Origin of the sequence: Cupriavidus alkaliphilus, from assembly GCF_900094595.1 — a bacterium.
GTDB lineage: Bacteria > Pseudomonadota > Gammaproteobacteria > Burkholderiales > Burkholderiaceae > Cupriavidus > Cupriavidus alkaliphilus.
On record NZ_FMAD01000005.1, the window covers coordinates 23,964 to 42,533 of the forward strand.

General features: G+C 70.0%; 16 protein-coding genes. 7 read left to right on the forward strand and 9 right to left on the reverse strand.

Annotated elements, in window-relative coordinates:
* Positions 1-90 precede the first annotated feature (90 nt).
* The 5 genes from GA0116996_RS12030 to GA0116996_RS12050 form a co-directional block, all read right to left on the reverse strand.
* The gene (locus GA0116996_RS12030) at positions 91-840 is read right to left on the reverse strand and encodes an SRPBCC family protein (RefSeq protein WP_092311322.1); all 750 of its coding nucleotides are present in this window, start codon (positions 838-840) and stop codon (positions 91-93) included.
* Entirely contained in the window at positions 830-1,306 is a 477-nt protein-coding gene (locus tag GA0116996_RS12035) for a (2Fe-2S)-binding protein (RefSeq protein WP_092311325.1), read from the reverse strand. The genes GA0116996_RS12030 and GA0116996_RS12035 overlap by 11 nt, the downstream gene beginning before the upstream one ends.
* A gap of 11 nt (positions 1,307-1,317) precedes the next feature.
* Entirely contained in the window at positions 1,318-2,184 is an 867-nt protein-coding gene (locus GA0116996_RS12040) for an FAD binding domain-containing protein (protein WP_092311328.1), read from the reverse strand.
* Positions 2,177-4,468 carry a xanthine dehydrogenase family protein molybdopterin-binding subunit gene (locus tag GA0116996_RS12045; protein ID WP_092311331.1) on the reverse strand — a complete coding sequence of 764 codons (2,292 nt, stop codon included), beginning with the start codon at positions 4,466-4,468 and terminating at the stop codon, positions 2,177-2,179. Before GA0116996_RS12045 ends, GA0116996_RS12040 begins: the two co-directional genes overlap by 8 nt.
* Before the next feature lie 61 nt (positions 4,469-4,529).
* Complete coding sequence (locus tag GA0116996_RS12050) at positions 4,530-5,528, reverse strand: Bug family tripartite tricarboxylate transporter substrate binding protein (protein ID WP_244159838.1); 999 nt, start codon at positions 5,526-5,528, stop codon at positions 4,530-4,532.
* Positions 5,529-5,851: 323 nt separating this feature from the next.
* Between GA0116996_RS12050 and GA0116996_RS12055 the strand changes: the two genes are divergently transcribed.
* The 7 genes from GA0116996_RS12055 (at position 5,852) to GA0116996_RS12085 (ending at position 13,316) form a co-directional block, all read left to right on the forward strand.
* Complete coding sequence (locus GA0116996_RS12055) at positions 5,852-6,373, forward strand: MarR family winged helix-turn-helix transcriptional regulator (protein WP_092311337.1); 522 nt, start codon at positions 5,852-5,854, stop codon at positions 6,371-6,373.
* 162 nt (positions 6,374-6,535) lie between these two features.
* Positions 6,536-7,354, forward strand: coding sequence for an IclR family transcriptional regulator (locus GA0116996_RS12060; protein ID WP_092311340.1), 819 nt, complete (start codon positions 6,536-6,538; stop codon positions 7,352-7,354).
* A complete protein-coding gene (locus GA0116996_RS12065; protein WP_092311343.1) occupies positions 7,351-8,592 on the forward strand; it encodes an ABC transporter substrate-binding protein in 1,242 nt (413 codons plus the stop codon). The genes GA0116996_RS12060 and GA0116996_RS12065 overlap by 4 nt, the downstream gene beginning before the upstream one ends.
* Position 8,593: 1 nt before the next feature.
* Positions 8,594-9,736, forward strand: coding sequence for a thiolase family protein (locus GA0116996_RS12070; protein ID WP_092311347.1), 1,143 nt, complete (start codon positions 8,594-8,596; stop codon positions 9,734-9,736).
* Entirely contained in the window at positions 9,733-10,098 is a 366-nt protein-coding gene (locus GA0116996_RS12075) for a Zn-ribbon domain-containing OB-fold protein (RefSeq protein ID WP_092311350.1), read from the forward strand. Before GA0116996_RS12070 ends, GA0116996_RS12075 begins: the two co-directional genes overlap by 4 nt.
* Before the next feature lie 70 nt (positions 10,099-10,168).
* Complete coding sequence (locus GA0116996_RS12080; protein WP_092311353.1) at positions 10,169-11,155, forward strand: tripartite tricarboxylate transporter substrate binding protein; 987 nt, start codon at positions 10,169-10,171, stop codon at positions 11,153-11,155.
* 49 nt (positions 11,156-11,204) lie between these two features.
* Positions 11,205-13,316, forward strand: a complete 2,112-nt coding sequence (locus GA0116996_RS12085; protein ID WP_092311356.1) for an acetate--CoA ligase family protein — start codon at positions 11,205-11,207, stop codon at positions 13,314-13,316.
* 26 nt (positions 13,317-13,342) lie between these two features.
* Here the strand turns inward: GA0116996_RS12085 and GA0116996_RS12090 are convergent, their stop codons facing one another.
* The 4 genes from GA0116996_RS12090 to GA0116996_RS12105 all read right to left on the reverse strand — a co-directional run bounded on the left by GA0116996_RS12090 (position 13,343) and on the right by GA0116996_RS12105 (position 18,472).
* The gene (locus tag GA0116996_RS12090) at positions 13,343-14,761 is read right to left on the reverse strand and encodes an MFS transporter (protein ID WP_375790516.1); all 1,419 of its coding nucleotides are present in this window, start codon (positions 14,759-14,761) and stop codon (positions 13,343-13,345) included.
* 238 nt (positions 14,762-14,999) lie between these two features.
* Positions 15,000-15,956: a PDR/VanB family oxidoreductase gene (locus GA0116996_RS12095; protein ID WP_092311359.1), complete on the reverse strand. Its 957-nt coding sequence runs from the start codon at positions 15,954-15,956 to the stop codon at positions 15,000-15,002.
* A 27-nt stretch (positions 15,957-15,983) separates the two neighbouring features.
* Positions 15,984-16,970, reverse strand: a complete 987-nt coding sequence (locus tag GA0116996_RS12100; RefSeq protein WP_092311361.1) for a VOC family protein — start codon at positions 16,968-16,970, stop codon at positions 15,984-15,986.
* 23 nt (positions 16,971-16,993) lie between these two features.
* Positions 16,994-18,472, reverse strand: a complete 1,479-nt coding sequence (locus GA0116996_RS12105; RefSeq protein WP_092311364.1) for an aldehyde dehydrogenase — start codon at positions 18,470-18,472, stop codon at positions 16,994-16,996.
* Positions 18,473-18,570: the final 98 nt, after the last annotated feature.

Here is an 18,570-nt window from a genome sequence, read left to right on the forward strand (position 1 = left end):
GCAATAGTCGGTCTTGGCGCAACGCTCTCATATATCACGCCCGCACCCGATAGGGTACCCGTATTGCGGACAGTCCCGCCGTCAAGGCCGCTATGCGCCCGGGCGCAGGTAGTCGCGCAGCCACGCCGCGCACTGCTCGCCATGCGCCGCGGGCCAGCGCACCACGATGGTCTCGTCGGCGCGGCGCAGCTCGATGCAGATCTCGGCAAGCGGTCCGCGCGCGGCGTCGCCGCGCCCGAACAGGCGTGCCAACAGCCCGGCCGGAGCGGCTTGCGGCGCCTGCGCGCGCGCCGGCAGCACTGCGTGGCCGTTGGCGGCCGTACCCGGCGCGGCGGCCGCCGCCTGCGCCACCGCGGGCGCTTGCTGCGCCGCCTCGGCCGCGGGCTGTCCGCCCTGTGGCTCAAGCCGCGCCAGCAGGTTGGCTCCGAACTCGTCCCACATGCGGTCGGCCTTGGTTTTCATCACGCTCAGGCCGAAGGTCCCCAGCCGCCCCAGCACATCGACCTGTACCTTGATCCGCAGCTGCGTGCCGCCACGGTCGAGCGGCGTCAGGAACAACTCGCTCGACTGCCGCAGCGAGCTGGCCACAGAAGCGTCCTCGCCGGTGCCCTCGGTGCGCAGGTAATGGGGCGCGCGGGTCTCGACGATCTTCGTATGCAGCCGGAAGCGCGCGTTGATGAAGGCGATCTTTACCGCCATGTGCGCGACGTACTCGACCTCGCTGAGCACTTCGATCGATGCCATGCCGGGCACGCATGCGCCCATCACGTTGGGGTCGAGCAGCAGCTCCCACACGCGCGCCGGCGGCGCCGCGGTGACCAGGGTCTTTTCAATTTCCACGCATTGCCTCCGCGGCGGACAGGACCGATTCGACGATGCCGACATAGCCGGTGCAACGGCACAGGTTGCCGTTCAGGCCATGGCGGACTTCTTCTTCGGTCGGATTGGGATTGTTGGCGAGCAGCGCGCACGCCGCCATCAGGAAGCCCGGCGTGCAATAGCCGCACTGCAGGCCGCCGTGCTCCATGAAGCTTTGCTGCAGCGGATGCAGCTGGCCGTCGGCGGCCAGGCCCTCCACCGTCATCACATGGCGGCCGCGCGCCTGCACCGCGAGCATCAGGCAGGACTTGACCACCTCGCCGTCGACCAGCACGGAGCAGGCGCCGCAGATGCCGGTCTCGCAGCCACGCTTGGTGCCGGTCAGGTTCAGGTCGTCGCGCAGCAGGTCGGCAAGCAGGCGCCGCGCCGGCACCTGCACCTGGTGTTCTTCACCGTTGACGGTGACTTCGATGCTGATTGGGTTCATGGGTACGCTCCTTACTCCGATGCCACGCCGAACAATGCGGCAATGGTGCGGCGCGCGACCACGCGCACCATCTCGCGGCGGTAGGCCCCGGACCCGCGCGCGTCCGACACCGCGTTGATGTCCTCGGCGACGATGGCCGCGGCTTGCTCGGCCAGTTCCGCCGTCACTGCCCGGCCCGCCAGCAGCGCCTCGGCGCGCCGCAGCCGGCACGGCACCGGCGTGGAGGCGCCCACCGCCAGGCGGGCCTCGATACAGAACGCCCCCTCGCGCCGCACCGCCAGCGCCACGCTGGCCAGCGGGCGGTGCTCGGCAGCCGTGCGCAGGAAGCGCGCATAGTGGCCATCGGCCCCGGCACGCGGGGCCGGCACGCGGATCTGCGTGACGATCTCGTCCGGCGCCAGCGCCGTGACGTAGTAGTCGACCAGGAAGTCCTCGATGTCGATCACGCGCTCGCCGCCGCGTCCGCTGACCACGATCTGCGCACCCAGCGCCATCAGGCAGCCAGGCGGATCGGTGGCCGGATCGGCATAGCAGAGGTTGCCGCCGAGGGTGCCCTGGTTGCGCACCTGCGGATTGGCGACGCGCGCGGCCATGCTGGCCAGCATCGGGTAATGCGCCTGCACCAGCGGCGAGCGCGCGACCTCGGCATGCAAGGCAAGCGCGCCGATGCGCAGGCCGTCGCGCGCATCGAAGCTGATGCCGCGCAGCGCATCGAGCCGGCCCAGCGAAACCAGATGGCCGGGCGCCAGCATGCGCTGGCGCATGCCCAGCATCAGCGCCGTGCCGCCGGCAAAGACGCGGCAGCTGTCGCCAAGGTCGGCCAGCATGTGGCTGGCTTCGGCCACGGTGGCCGGCTCCAGCAAGGCAAAGTCACGCATGGGCGGCCTCCTCTTCCTTCAGCGCGCGCAGGGCCGCCAGCACCTTCTCGGGCGTGATCGGCAGCGACTGGATGCGCACCCCGACCGCGTCGAACACGGCATTGGCGATCGCCGCCGCGCCCGGCAGGATCGCGGTCTCGCTGGCGCCCTTGGCGCCGTAGGGGCCGTTGGGATCGTTCGATTCGACCACGTCGGTGCGCAGCATCGGCACGGCGTCGGCGGTGGGCATGGTGTAGTCGGCGAAGTTGCCGTTCATCAGGCGGCCGTCCTCGTATTGCAGGTGCTCGTACAGGGTCCAGCCGATCGCCTGCACGGTGGCGCCGTGGGTCTGGCCATGCACCGCGAGCGGGTTGATGGCCTTGCCGCAGTCGTCGGCGACAAAGCTGTCGATCACGGTGACCTGGCCGGTGCAGGTGTCGACCTCCACTTCCACCGCCTGCGCCGCGAACGAATGCGCGGGGGCGACGTTGCCGTAGTAGTCGGCGTCGTGCATCACCGTGGGCGCGTCGTAGCTGGCGCGCACGTGGATGCCCTCGCCGCCGTGGCGGAAGATATGCAGGCGCGCGATCTCGGCCAGCGTGGCGGACTGGCCGGGCTGGTCCGGCACGGCGATGCGGCCATCGGCGATCACCAGTTGCCGCGCCTCCACGCCGAGCTTTTCCGCCGCCAGCGCCAGCAGCTTCTGCCGCGCCTCGCGCGCCGCGCGCAGCACCGCATTGCCCGAGATGATGGTCACACGCGACGCCAGCGAGCCCAGGCAGAACGGCGCGGTATCGGTATCCGGCGCCATCACGGTGACGTGCGCCAGCGGAATGCCCAGTTCCTGCGCGCAGATCTGGCTGAGCATGGTGTTGGCGCCCTGCCCCATGTCGCACTCGCTGGTCTGCAACATCACGCGCCCGTCTTCGTTGATCTTGAGCAGGATGGTCGAGCCGTCCCAGTTGCCCAGCGTGCGGTTGCCGCTGACGTGCATCGCCGCGGCAATGCCGACGCCGCGCCGGCGCGTGCCGGTGCCGCGCGGCGCCGCGCGCTTTTCGTCCCAGCGGATGGCGCGGCGCGTCATGTCGAGGCATTCGGCCATGCCGGTGCTGCTGATCTTCCAGCCATGCACGCTGGTCTCGCCGGCGCCGATGGCATTGCGCCGGTGCACTTCGATCGGGTCGATGCCGAGCATGCCGGCCAGCACCGTCAGGTGGCAGTTAAGCGGAAACTGCATCTGCTGGCCGCCGAAGCCGCGGAAGGCGCCGCGCGGCGGGTTGTTGGTATAGGCCATCACCGCGTGCGAGCGCACGTTGTGCACGCGGTGCATGTTGTCGCTGCGCATGGCGGTGACGTGCATCACATCGCCGGCAAGTCCGGAATAGGCGCCGCACTCGGCCGTGATGCGTACGTCCTTGGCCAGGATCACGCCGTCGGCGGCAAGGCCCAGGCGCAGCCAGACCTGCATCGGCACGCTCGCGCGCGCGCCCTGGAAGTCTTCCAGCCGGTTGTTGACCAGCCGCACCGGGCGCTCCAGCCGGCTCGCCAGGAAGGCGCAGATCAGGCTGTTGTTCTCCTCGACGATCTTGGCGCCGAAGCCGCCGCCGGTGGTGGCCTGCACCACGCGGATGGTCGAGACCGGCCGGTCCAGCGCCTCGGCCAGCCGCGCGCGCGCCAGGAACACCGACTGCGTCGACGCCCACACCGTGAGCCGCCCGTTGCCATCCTGCGCCGCGACCGATGCCATCGGCTCGAGGTAGCCGGGATACTGCGAATGCATCTCGTAGGTGGCTTCATACACCGCGGCGCACGCCGCGAACGCGGCCTCGACATCGCCGCGCTCGATGCGCATTTCATGGCCGATATTGCGCGTGCCGGCGTGGATCTCCGGCGCGCCTCCGGCCAGCGCCGCGGCCGGCGTCAGCAGCGCGGGCAACGCCTCGTACTCGACCCGGATCAGGTCCAGCGCGTCGCGCGCGATCTCCTCGCTGAGCGCCACCACCGCGGCCACTTCCTCGCCGACATGGCGCACCACGCCGCAGGCCAGGATGCGCTGCTCCTTGCGGTGCGGGCCCCAGTGACGGGCGGGCACGTCGTGGCCGGTCACCACCAGCTTCACGCCGGGCAGCGCCCTGGCGGCGGCGGTGTCGATGCGCACGATGCGCGCATGCGGGTGCGGGCTGCGCAGCACCTTGGCGTGCAGCATGCCGGGCAGCTTGATGTCGCCGGCATACTGCGCGCGCCCCATGACCTTTTCCCGCGCGGTCACCTGCGGCGTGGACGTTCCCACGATGGCCCTGCTCATGCCGGCCTCCTGTCTGTCGTTGTCGATGGCGTGGTGCCGGAAGGCAATGCGCCGGCGCGGCTCATTCCGCGGTGATCGCCAGCTCGCGGATCACCTTGCCCAGGCGCTCGTGGTCGGCCGCGTTGACTTTCTCCAGCGCGGCCGGTGCGCCGCCTACGGGGGTGGCGCCGAAGGTGGCCATCTTGTCGGCCACCTCGGGCAGGCGCAGCACCTCGTTGAGCTGCTGGTTCAGCGTCCTGACTACCTCGGGCGGCGTGCCTTTGGGCGCCATCACGCCGTGCCACGCGCCGACCACCACGTCCTTGTAGCCCAGCTCGGCCAGCGTCGGCACGTTGGGCAGCAGCGGCGAGCGCCGCGCATCGGTGATCGCCAGCGGAATCAGCCGGCCCGTATTGAGGTACTGCGCCACCGGGCCCAGCGTGACGTAGGCAAACGGCACGTGCCCCGCCACCACGTCGTTGACCGCGGGCGCCACGCCCTTGTAGGGCACGTGCTGGATCTTCACGCCGGCGGCGCGGTTCAGCATCTCGCCGGCGATATGCATCGGCGATCCCGCGCCCGGGCTGCCATAGGTGAGCGCCTTGCCGGCCCTGGCCGCGGCCACCATCTCGCTCACGCTTTTCACGCCCGCCTGCGGGTTGGCCACCAGCAGTACCGCCTGCACGGCGGTCTGGATCACCGGCGTGAAGCCGTGCAGCGGGTCATAGCTGGCCGACGGCGCCAGCTTCAGCACCATCGGCGCCAGCGTGAACGGGTTCGGCGTATACAGCAGCGTGTAGCCGTCCGCCGGCGCGCGGCTGACGAATGCGGCACCCACCACGCCACCGGCACCGGGACGGTTCTCGACGATGACCGGCTGCTTCAGGCGGGCCGACAGCTTGTCGGCGTAGAGCCGCGCCATGGCATCGGTATCGCCGCCTGGCGGATAGGCCACCACCATGGTGACGGCCTTGGCCGGATACGCGGGGGCGGCCAGCGCGGTGCCCGCGCTCAGCGCAAGCACGGCCATGGCCGCGGAGGCGACGGCGGCAGCGGCGCGTCGGGGACGTTGTTGTCTCATCTACAGCTCCTGTGGGGGCGCATTCGCGAGGCGGGAGTCAGCGGGTTGTGCACATCGCGAAAACAGGGGTGGCTTAAGTACAACTCTCTTCGGTTGTTTTATTAATGAAACGCAAGTTCAAACAAGGAACACAATCATCGTAGGCGCCGTAAGTTGACAACTCAACTTACGTTAAACACCAATTGACTATCCTTATTTTTTTGAGATTTATTTGCACTCACCCGGGTCGCCACACGGTGGCGGCAATGGCAAGCGCCTGTGAGACAATCTGCCCCGCCCACCGGCCACGCATCCTGGCCGACAGACCAGACCAAGAGGAACGCATGCCCCGTGATGCCGCGCCTGCCAATGGCACGCCCGCGCCCGCCCCTGCCGCCAACGCCAGCCCGTGGACCGACCTCGACGAGGCCGGCAGCGGCCTGACCGTCGACAACTTCCTGACCACGATGCTGAGCCAGCTGGTGACCGCGCTGCGCAGCACGGTCACCAAGCCCTATGCGGAGCAGTTCGGCCTGACCGTGCCGGAATGGCGCATCCTGGCGCTGCTGGCCCATGCGCGCGCGTTGCCGTTTGCCGAACTGGTGACCCAGTCCACCTCGGACAAGGCGCTGGTCAGCCGCACCCTGCGGCTGCTGGAGGACCGCGGGCTGGTGCAGCTGACCTCGGCCGGCAATACCCCGCGCAAGAAGCTGATGTGCGCCATCACCGAAGCCGGCATCGCGCTGCATGACCAGGTGATGCCACTGGCGCGGCGCGGACAGGCCGAGGTGATCCGGCAGCTGTCGCCGCAGGAGCGCGAGGCGGTGTACCAGGGACTGCGCAAGCTGTTGCGGGCGCAGACCTGAGGCCACAGGCCCGCCGCCGCCGCGGCATCCGCCGGATACCCGCTGGCCGGGTTTCATCTGGCAAAATTTCTCCACGCCTGGGCAGGACGGCACCAGCCAGATAGCCTATAACGTCTGCTACCGGTTTCACGTAACGAAAACCGGACCCAGGAGACGACCGGCGTGACCATCCCGAGCACTTCATTGCAGAAGGCTTGCCGCCTGCTGCGCGCGCTGACCGACGCCCGCAATCGCCGCCTGACCGACCTGGCGCTGGCCGCTGGTGTCGACAAGGCCTCGGCGCTGCGGCTGCTTGAAACCCTGGCAGCCGAGGGTGTGGTCCAGCGCGATCCGGCGACCAAGGCCTTTGCGCCGGGGCGGGAATGGCTGGCGTTGCACGCCGCCGCCCTGCAGCGGACCGACCTGCGTCCGCTGGTACGCCCGGCGCTGATCCGGCTGGCCAATGCCTTCGAGGACAGCGCCATCCTGTCGGTGCCGAGCGGCTGCGAATCCGTTTGCATCGAGCTGCGCCTGGGCACCTTCCCGATCCGCGCCAATTACCTGGAAATCGGCAGCCGCCGGCCCCTGGGCGTCGGCGCCGGCAGCCTGGCGCTGCTCGCCGCGCTGCCCGACGCCGAGGTCGACGCGGTGCTCGAAGGCATCGCCCCGGCCATGCGCCGCTACCCCCGCTTCAGCCGGCCCATGCTGCTGGAGCACGTGCGCGCCACGCGCGAGCGCGGCTACGCGGTGCTGCTTGACGTGGTGATCGAGCGCATGGGCGGCATCGCCATCGTCCTGCCAGGCCCCGACGGCTACCCGCTTGGCGCCCTCAGCATCGCCGCGCTCAATGACCGCATAAGCGGTCGCGAGACCGCCATGGCCCGCGCATTGAAGCGCGAGGCCGACGCCATTTGCCAGGCCTGGCGCCGGCACGCCGGCGACGCAGATCGCCGCGGCCCGGCCAGAGCCGCAAACCACAACACACCGGAGGAGACACCATGACGCTTCGCCATTCGATCCGACGCCGGGCCGCCGGCGTGCTCGCGCTTGCCACCGCGCTGGCCTGCGGCGCCGCGCAGGCCCAGCCCAGGGCCGCGATTTCCGACGACGTGGTCAAGCTCGGCATGCTGCTCGACATGAGCGGCCTGTACGCCGACGTCACCGGCCGCGGCAGCGCCACCGCGGCGCAGATGGCCATCGACGATTTCGGCGGCAAGGTGCTCGGCAAGAAGATCGAGCTGGTCGTGGTCGATCACCAGAACAAGGCCGATATCGCCGCCAACAAGGCGCGCGAGTGGTACGACACCGGCAATGTCGACGCCATCCTCGACGTGGCCGCCTCGGCGCCGGCGCTGGCGGTGCTGGAAGTGGCGAAGCAGAAGAACCGCATCGTGGTGTTCTCGGGCCCCGGCACCGAGCGCATCACCAACGACCTGTGCACGCCGGTGTCGGTGCACTACGCCTACGACACCTACGCGCTCGCCAACACCACCGCGCGCGCCACGGTGCAGCGCGGCGGCAAGAGCTGGTTCTTCCTGACCGCCGACTACGCCTTCGGTCACACGCTGCAGGACTCCGCCACCGCGGTCATCAACGAGACCGGCGGCAAGGTGGTGGGGGCCGCGCGCCACCCGATCGGCGCCAGCGACTTTGCCTCGTACCTGCTGCAGGCGCAGGCCAGCAAGGCGCAGATCGTCGGGCTGGCCAACGCCGGCGGCGACACCATCAACGCGATCAAGGCGGCATCCGAGTTCGGCCTCACGCGCAACAACGCCCAGCGCATGGCAGGCCTGCTGCTGTACGTCAACGACATCCACGCCATCGGGCTGAAGACCGCGGCCGGCCTCATGCTGACCGAAGGCTTCTACTGGGACATGAACGATGCCACCCGCGCGTGGTCGCGCCGCTATTTCGAGAAGCTGAAGAAAATGCCCAACATGAGCCAGGCCGGCGCGTATTCGTCGGTGATGCACTACCTGAAGGCGGTGCAGGCGGCAGGCACCGACGAGACCGCGGCGGTGATGAAGCAGATGAAGTCGATACCGATCAACGACTTCTTCGCGAAGAACGGCCGCATCCGCGAGGACGGCCGCATGATCCACGACATGTACCTGTTCGAGGTGAAGACGCCGGCCGAATCGAAATACCCGTGGGATTACTACAAGGTAGTGGCGACGGTGCCCGGCGAGCAGGCCTTCATGCCGGCCTCGAAGTCGAAATGCCCGCTGCTGCGGCACTGACATGCATGCCACCTTTGTACGCGGCACCGGCAATACGCGCTTCGGCCGCCTCGACGGCAGCACCCCGCTGACGCTGATGGCGCAGGCTGCCGATGCCGCGCTGGCCGACGCCGGGCTGGCGCGCGCCGAACTCGACGGCGTGCTGTGCGGCTATGCCACCACGCTGCCGCACCTGATGCTGGCCGACCGCTTTTGCGAATACGCCTCGCTCAGGCCCGCCTACGCCCATGGCGTGGCGGCAGGCGGCGCCACCGGGGGCGTGATGGCGATGCTGGCGCACGAGCTGGTGCGCGCCGGCCGCTGCCGCCATGTGCTGGTGGTCGCGGGCGAGAACCGCCTCAGCGGCCAGAGCCGCGACCAGTCGATCCAGACGCTGGCGCAGGTGGGCGAGCCGCATGCCGAGGTGCCCAACGGCGCCTCGGTGCCGGCCTACTACGCGCTGCTGGCGTCGCGCTACCTGTACCAGACCGGGATGGATGCCGATGCGCTGTCCGGCTTTGCGGTGCTGATGCGCGCGCATGCCGCCGGCCATCCGGATGCTCACCTGCGCGAGCCGCTGTCGCTCGCGCAAGCATGTGCCGCGCGTCCGATCGCCACGCCGCTGCGGCTGTCCGACTGCTGCCCGATTTCCGATGGCGCGGTCGCGGTGATCGTCTCCGCCGAGCCCGGCGCCGGCACGCCGGTGCGCATCGCCGGCGCGGGCCAGGCGCACCGGCACCAGCATCTGGGCGCGCTCGACGACGTGATGCAGACCGGCGCCGCCGACGCCGCGCACCGTGCCTTTGCCGAGGCCGGCGGTGATGTGGAGAGCATCGACTGCCTGGCGATCTATGACTCGTTCACCATCACCCTGGTCATGCTGCTCGAAGAACTTGGACTGGCGCCACGCGGCCAGGCGCACGCGCGGCTGCATGCCGGCGATTTCGGCTGCGATGGCACGCTGCCGCTCAATACGCATGGCGGACTGCTGGCGTTCGGCCACTCCGGCGTGGCGGGCGGGCTGATGCATCTCGCCGAAGCCGCGCGCCAGCTCGCGGGCCGCGCCGGTGAACGCCAGCTGAGCCGGCGCCGCCGCGCGCTGTTCCATGCCGACGGCGGCGTACTGTCGTCGCATGTCAGCCTGGTGCTGGAGGCCGCAACATGAGCGATCCCGCCCGCCACCCCTATACCGATGGACTCGATGCCGGCGTGGTGCGCTACCAGTGCTGCGACGGCTGCGGCGCCTGGCAGCCGCTGGAGCGCCACGCCTGCCGCGCCTGCGGCTGCCTGCAATTGCACTGGCGCGATGCCGGCGGACTGGCCACGGTCTACGCGGTCACCGAGATCAGCCGCGCCCCGACCGAGGCCTTCCGCGCCCTGGCGCCATACACACTGGTGCTGGCCACGCTGGACGAGGGCCTACGCGTGATGGGCCATGCCGAGCCCGGCGTGGCGATCGGCGAGCGCGTGCGCGCGGGCTTCCTGCGCTTCGGCGAAGCCACCCTGCTGCGTTTCCTGCGCGAATAGCGGCCCGCGGGCGCCAGCCGGCGCGCGCCCGTTCCCATCCCGGCCGGCAATCCCAACCTGGAGAATTCCCTTGGCACCGAATCTATCCCGGCGGCACGCGCTCGCCCTGTTTTCCTGCCTGGTGCTGTCCGCGGCGGCCGTGCCACCCGCGCTGGCGCAATCCTTCCCGGCCAGGCCGGTCCGGCTGGTGGTGCCCTACCCGCCGGGCGGCCCCACCGACATCGTCGCGCGCGTGGTGGGCCAGAAGCTCTCTGAGCGGCTCGGCCAGCCACTGGTGGTGGAAAACCGTCCCGGCGCCGGCGGCAATATCGGCGCCGAGGCAGTGGCCCGCGCCGCGCCCGACGGCTACACGCTGCTGGTCGCCACCACCGCGCATGCGATCAACATGACGCTGTTCCGCAAGCCCGGCTACGACACCCGCAAGGACTTCGCGCCGGTGAGCCTGCTCACGCGTGGCCCGCTGGTGCTGGTGACGGCGCCCGCCACGCCTGCCGCCAATGTCGCGGAGCTGATCGCCATGGCCAGGGCCAGGCCGGGGCAGCTCACCTTTGCCAGCTCGGGCAACGGCCAGTCCACCCATCTCGCCGCGGAGCTGTTCAACAGCATGGCCGGTGTACGCATGACGCACGTCCCGTACAAGGGCAGCGCGCCCGCGCTGACCGACGTGATGGGCGGCCAGGCCACGGTGATGTTCGACACCATGCTGTCGGCGATGCCGTTCGTGCGCGATGGCAAGCTCAGGGCGCTGGCGGTCACCGGCGCGCAGCGCTCGCCGGCCGCGCCGGACAGGCCGACCATCGCGCAGTCAGGCCTGCCCGGCTACGAGGCCACCGCCTGGAATGCGCTGCTGGCCCCCGCCGGCACACCGCCCGCGGTGCTCGAAGCGATCGCTGCGGCGCTGAAATCCGTGCTCGACGACGCCGACGTGCGCGCGCGTTTTGCGACCCAGGGCTTTGCCGCGGAATGGACCTCGCCACCCGCGACCGCGAAGTTCCTCGACCAGGAAATCGACAAATGGGCGCGGGTGGTCAAGGCCTCCGGCGCCACCATCGACTGAGCCCCACGCACCCGCCACGCACCAGCCACCCATACGCCACGCCCTCGCCATGACCGCTTCCCTCCAGTCCCTGCTCGCGCCCCGTTCCATCGCCGTGATCGGCGCCTCCGACAACGCCCACAAGATCGGCGGCCGGCCCATCCATTACATGAAGACGCACGGCTACGCCGGCACGCTCTACCCGGTCAACCCGCAGCGCGACACCATCCAGGGCCTGCGAGCCTTTCCCACGCTGGACGCGCTGCCGGAAGTCCCGGAGCTGGCCATCGTCATCGTCGCCGGCGACGCCGCGGTGCAGGCGGTGCGCGACTGCGCCCGGCTGGGGGTGGCGGCGGCGATCGTGATCGCGTCAGGCTTCGGCGAGGCCGGTGCCGAAGGCCGGCGCCAGCAGGACGAGATGGTGCGCGCCGCGCGCAGCGCCGGGATGCGGCTGGTCGGCCCCAACAGCCAGGGGCTGGCCAACTTCGGCAGCGGCGCCATCGCCAGCTTCTCCACCATGTTCATCGAGGTCCCGCCGCAGGACGGCCCGGTCGCCGTGGTCAGCCAGAGCGGCGGCGTGGCGGCGATGGTCTACGGGCTGCTGCGCGGCCAGGGCATCGGCGTGCGGCACATGCACGCCACCGGCAACCAGGCCGACATCACCGTCAGCGAACTGGCGCTGGCGGTGGCGCACGATCCCGGCGTGCGGCTGGTGCTGCTGTACCTGGAAAGCCTGTCCGATCCCGAAGTGCTGGCGGAGGCGGCGCGCGTGGCGCGGGCGCGCAACATGCCGGTGGTGGCGGTCAAGGCCGGACGCTCGCAGGACGGGCAGCGGGCGGCGGCCTCGCACACCGGCGCGATGGCCAGCGAGGATCGCGCGGTCGATGCCTTCCTGGCGCGCCACGGCATCTGGCGTGTCGACGATGCGCACGCGCTGGCGCGCTGCGCGCCGCTGTACCTGCGCGGCTGGAACACGGAAGGACGCCGGCTGGTGGTGGTCAGCAACTCGGGCGCCAGTTGCGTGATGGCGGCCGATGCCGCGCCCTCCTTCGGGCTGGCGCTGGCGCCGCTGTCCGACGCCACGCAGGCCGCGCTGGCCGAACGCCTGCCGGGATTTGCCGCCACCACCAACCCGATCGACGTCACCGCGGCGCTGCTGACCAACAGCGCACTGTTCGGCGACGTGCTGCCGGTGGCGGCGCGCGATCCGGCTGCGGACCTGTTCCTGCTCGACATCCCGGTCTCCGGCATGGGCTACGAGGTGCCCCGCTTTGCCCGCGACGCGGCCGCCTTTGCCGACCGCGCAGGCAAGCCCATCGCGGTGGCCGTGTGGCAGGCCACGGTGGCCGAAGCCTTCCGCCAGGCCGGCGTGCCCACCTTCGCCAGTGCCGCCGAGGCGCTGGGCGCCTTCGGGCAGCTGGTATCGCACCAGCAGCGCCTGCGGCAGATTGCCGAGGAAGGCGCGCCGCCGCTGCCGGCAGCCCCTGCGCTGCCGGCGAGCATCGCTGCCGGCGTGACGCTGAGCGAGGCCGCCAGCCTGGCACGCCTGTCCGCCGCCGGAATCTCGGTGGTCGAGCACTACCTGTGCCAGGACGTCGACGCCGCGGTAGCCGCGTGGCGGCGCATCGGCGCGCCGGTCGCGGTCAAGGCCAGCTCGCCGCAGGTCCCGCACAAGAGCGAGCATGGGCTGGTCGCCCTGCACTGCAACGACCCCGGGGCCGTCGCCAGCGCCTTCACCTCGCAGGTCCGCACCCTGAAGGCCATGGGCGCCGCGTGCGAAGGCATCGTGGTCGCGCGCATAGCGCGCGGCCAGCGCGAATGCATGGTCGGCGCGCACTGGGATCCGGTGTTCGGCGCGGTGCTGGTGGTGGGCGATGGCGGCAAGTACGTGGAAGTGCTGCGCGATACTGCGGTACTGCTGGCGCCCTGCCGGCAGGCCGACGTGGCCCGTGCGCTGGACCGGCTGCGCATCGCGCCGCTGCTGCGCGGGGTACGCGACGAGACCGCGGTCGACATCGGCGCGCTATGCCGGCTGGCGCTACAGGTGGGCGAACTGGTCCATGCCGCCGGCGGTGCGATCCGCTCGGTCGACCTCAACCCGGTGATGGCTAGTGCGCAGGGCGTGGTGGTGGTCGATGCGCTGATCGAGGTACCAGCTGCCGCACTGCCCATGCGCTGCTGACGGAAGCGGCATGGGCACGGGCCCGCTCAGACCTCCAGTTCCTCCAGCACCCGCCCCTTGGTCTCGATGCCAAGGCAGTGCACGGTGATGGCCGCCAGCGCCGGCACCACCGACAGCGCGAAGAAGGCGAAGCTCAGGTTGCCGCTGCCGATGGTGCTGGCGATCAGCCCCGGCGCGAAGATCGCCGCCAGCTTCAGCCAGGCCCCGCCGAGGCCGCAGCCCATGGCCCGCACGCTGGTCGGATACAGCTCCGGCGTGTAGACATAGGCGGTGATGAAGCCGCTGGCGAGGAAGCCCATCGCCAGCGCGCAGAAGGTCGCGACCACGTACACGCTGGAGGCGTGGAACACGCCCGCCAGCACCAGCGACAGCGCGCACAGCAGGAACGACACATTGATCACCGGCTTGCGCCCGACCTTGTCGACGATCATGGCGCAGACCAGCGACCCCACCACGCCCAGCACCGACGCCGCCGCTGCCAGGTTCAGCGCCAGCTGCAGCGGCGCGTGGTAGACGGTCTTGTAGACCGTGGGCAGCCACGTCGACAGCCCGTACTGGATAAAGCCGCACGTGGCCCACAGCATCCACACCGCCAGCGTGCGGCCGAGATAGGCCTTGCCGACGAGGTCGCGCAAGCGGCGGCGCGGGTGGCTTACCATGCGATCGTAGGCGCTGGCGTCGGCCGGCGGCGGCAGCGGCGTGCGGGCGCGCGCCTCGAACGCGCGCAGCGCGGCGTCGGCCTCTTGCAGCCGGCCCTTCTCGGCCAGCCAGCGCGGCGATTCCGGAATCACGCGGCGCAGGATGAAGAACAGCACCAGCGGCACCCCGCCGATAAAGTACATCACCTCCCAGCCGTAGTGCGGCACCAGCCAGGCGCCGACGCCGTTCGACACCATCAGGCCGATCGGGAACACCACCTCGTACAGCAGCACGAAGCGCCCGCGGCCGTGCGCGCGCGTGACTTCGTTGATATAGGTGGCGGCCACCGGCAGCTCGCCGCCGAGGCCCAGGCCCTGCACGATGCGCAGCAGCAGGAAAATCTCGAACGACGGCGCGAAGCCGCAAGCAATGCTCATCAGGCCGATGATGCCCGCGCTCCAGCCGATCGAGCGCAGCCGGCCGAAGCGCTCGGCCAGCCCCGGGAACAACAGCGCCCCGACCAGCTGGCCGACCGACGGCGCCGCGATCAGGACCCCGATCTGCGCGGGCGTGAGCGACCACTGCGCGATCAGCAGCGGCAGCGTGGCGGCGATGGCGATTACGTCGAAGCCGTCGAAGAAGGTGGCCAGGCCGATCAGCAGCCGGGCCCGCACATGCATGGCGTTGCCGGGCATGCGCTCGATGCGGGCGACGATATTGCCGCGCGTGAGCGGGCCGGTGCGGGCGCCGGCGGCGCTCTGGCCGGCACTGTCGGCCACGGTCACGATACCTGCGGTGGCGGCCACCGGTGCGCCGGGGGACGCTGCGTCTTGTCTCTGGGTTAGCACGGGATTTTTTGGGTTGGGTCTTGGGCGTCCCGCCTGGCGGGAGCTTTGCTCCCCTCTCCCGCGCGCGGGAGAGGGGCCGGGGGTGAAGGCCGACGGTTCTGGGGGCGTGGCGCCTTGCCAGACCACCCCTCACCCTGCCCTCTCCCCGTGAGGGGAGAGGGGAACACCGTCGGCATGCGATGGCGCTACGGCAGGATTACAAGTCCAGCACCAGCTTGCTGCCCTTGCACCCCGACACGCACACCATCATGGTCTTGTTGCTGGCGCGCTCGCTGTTGCTCAGCACGCTGTCGCGGTGGTCGGGGCAGCCTTCCAGCACGGCGGTCTCGCACGAGCCGCATACGCCTTCGCGGCAGCTGTATTCGACCTCTACGCCGGAATCGAGCAGCGCGTCCAGCAGCGACTTGCCCGACGGCACCTTGACCAGCGAGCCGGTGCGCGACAGCTGCACCACATACTCGCCTTCCTGCACCGCTTCGGTCGACGGGTCGGCGGCGAAGCGCTCGATATGGACGTTGGGATAGGCATGCGCTTCGCATGCGGCCTCGAATGCGTTCAGCATCGGGCCGGGGCCGCAGCAGTAGAAGTGCGTCTGCGCGTCCTGCCCGGCCAGCATGGCCCGCAGGTCGGGCGGCGCGCCGGCTTCGTCGTCGAAGTGGAAGCGCACGCTGTCGCCGTACGCCGACAGCTGTTCGGCGAAGGCCGCCTCGGCGCGCGAGCGGGCGCAGTAGATCAGCGTGAACGAGCGGCCCAGCTCGGCCAGCCGGCGCGCCATGCAGACGATCGGCGTGACGCCGATGCCGCCGGCGACCAGCACGGTATGCGCGGCGCTCTCGTCGAGCTCGAAGTTGTTGCGTGGCGCGCCCACGGTCAGCGTGGCACCGACGCGCAGCTGCTCGTGCACGTAGCGCGAGCCGCCGCGGCTGCCGCGGTCCAGCAGCACGCCCACGGTGTAGCGGGTGCGCGTTTCCGGCGCGCCGCACAGCGAGTAGCTGCGCACCAGGCCGTTGCCCAGGTGCAGGTCGATATGGGCGCCCGGGCTGTACTCGGGCAGGGTCTTCCCTTCGGGGTCTTGCAGTTCGATGCTGACCACGCCGCGCGCTTCGTAGCGCATGGCCTGGACCCGCAGGGTCAGGGACTGGTGGGCACTCATTGCTGCTTCCTTCTGTTGCGCTGCTGCTTACCGCTTCTCGGTCAGGAACTTGCCTGCCGGGCCGCCCGCGTCCTTCTGGCGGCGGGTGTTGCCGTCGATGCCGCCCTCGATCGCCCATTCGGCGAACATGGTCGGGCCCGGCTCGAAGGCGCGCGGCTCCCAGTGCTCGTCGAGCTGGTCTTCGTCGGCGTAGTACTCGATCAGGCCGCCGGCCGGATTCTTGAAGTACCAGAAGTAAGCCGATGAAATCGGGTGCCGGCCCGGGCCCAGCTGCGTGTCCCAGCCCTTGCGCGAGACATGCATGCCGCCGCCGAACACTTCATGGATGTCGCGCACGGTGAAGGCGACATGGTTCAGGCCGCTCTTCGGCTCCGGCAGCTGCAGCAGGAACAGGTCGTGGTGGCCGCCGTCCGCGGTGCAGCGCAGGAACGCGCCGCGGTCCGGATAGCGGTCGGACGGCACGAAGCCGAACTTCTCCACATAGAACTGCTCGGTAGCCTTGACGTCCTTGACGAAGAACACCACGTGGCCGACTTCGATCGGCGTGGCGTGGTCGTAGATCGGGCTGCGCTGGTTCATGCGCGGCTTGTCGTTCCACGTGTTCATCAGCGCGCATTCGACCTGCACGTCGTGCTTGCGCGTGACCTGGAAGCGCACCGCCAGGCCGTTGGGGTCGGTGCAGCCGAGGCGCAGCCAATCGCGTCCATCCTTGCCTTCGCCCTGCCTGATGAAGCCCGGCGCATCGGCGATCGCTTCGGCGAGGTGGTCGAGCGATGCCTGCGATTCAACGCCCCACACCACTTCGCGCAGCGTCGGGCCGGCCTCGATCGCGGGCGGCAGCGACGGGTCGTCGATGCGGCGCACCAGCACGCGGCATCCGTTCAGCGTTTCGAAGTCCAGGCCCTGCGCGTCGTCGCGCTTGATGGCCAGGCCCCAGTCAGTGAAGAAACCGCGGCAGGCGTCGAAGTCATCCGCGCCGTAGACGATCTCGTCGATTCCCAATACCTTGATCATTGCTTCTCTCCAGCCTGCCGGGTTCAGTGGTTGGCCCACGGCAGCGGTTGTTCGTTCAGGCCCCAGTACACGCTTTTCTGCTCCATGTACTGCAGGATGCCCAGCCGTCCCTTCTCGCGGCCCAGGCCGCTGTCGCGCCAGCCGCCGAACGGCGTCGCGATCGAGAACTGCTTGTAGGTGTTGATCCACACATTGCCCGCCTGCACGGCACGGGCCACGCGCCAGGCGTGCTTGTAGTCGCGCGTCCAGATGCCGGCGGCGAGCGCGTAGACGCTGTCGTTGGCCTGCTCGATCAGGTCGTCCTCGTCGTCGAACGGGATCGCCACCAGCACCGGGCCGAAGATTTCCTCCTGGCAGATGCGGGCGTGGTTGTCCAGGCCTTCGATGATGGTCGGCGTGTAGAAATAGCCGTTGGGCAGCCCGGCCACGTCGGGACGCACGCCGCCGGTGCGCAGCTGCCCGCCTTCGTCCACACCCGCCGCGACGTACGATTCGATCGAATCGCGATGGCGGTCGGTGATCAGCGGACCCATCTGGGTGCGCTCGTCGGCCGGGTTGCCCACGCGCAGCTGCGCGGCGCCGTGCGCCAGCCGGTCGATGAAGGCCTCGTACTGCGACCGCGCCACGAACAGCCGCGAGCCCGCGATGCACGATTCGCCCGACGAGCTGAAGATGCCGTACAGCACGCCGTTGACCGCGTGGTCGAGGTCGGCATCGTCGAACACCATGGTCGGCGACTTGCCGCCCAGCTCCAGCGACACCGGCATCATCTTGTCGGCGGCGATATGGGCGATGTGCTTGCCGGTGGTGGTGCCGCCGGTGAACGACACGCGGCGCACCAGCGGATGCTTGGTGATGGCGTCGCCGATCACCGAGCCCTTGCCCGGCAGCACGCTGATCAGCCCCCTGGGCACGCCGGCTTCCTCGCAGATGCGCGCCAGTTCCAGCGCCATCAGCGGCGTGACTTCAGCCGGCTTGACCACCACGGCGTTGCCGGCGGCAAGCGCGGGCGCCATCTTCTGCGCCTCGCTGGCGATCGGCGAGTTCCACGGCGTGATCGCCGCGACCACGCCCATCGGCTCGTAGACGCTCATGGTCAGGCAATCGCCGCGCTGCGGCGTGATGGTTTCTTCCAGCGTTTCGCAGGCGGCGGCAAAGAACTGGAAGGTGCCGGCGGCGCTGGCAACCAGCGCGCGCGTTTCGCTGATGGGCTTGCCGTTGTCCAGGCGCTGGCGCTGGGCCAGCGGCTCGGCTTGTGCACGGATCAGTTCGGCCACGCGGTACAGCACGGCGGCGCGCTCGTGCGGCTTGCGTTGCGCCCAGCCGCTGGTAAGGAAAGCGTGGTGAGCACCCTGCACGGCTTCTTCCACGTCAGCCAGGCTGGCGGCGTTCAGTTCGGCGACGACTTCGCCGGTCGCCGGATAGCGCGTGCCGTAGCGGTCGCCGGTGCCGAGGCGCCACTCGCCTGCGATGCAGATGGGGAGTACTTCTTGTGGGTTCATGTCGTTGCCTGCTATGTCTGTCGTGGCCTGGGTCCTGCTGCGGTTTCTTGCTGCGACGGCGTTGTCAAATGCTGCTGCCTAACTCCCCTCTCCCGCAA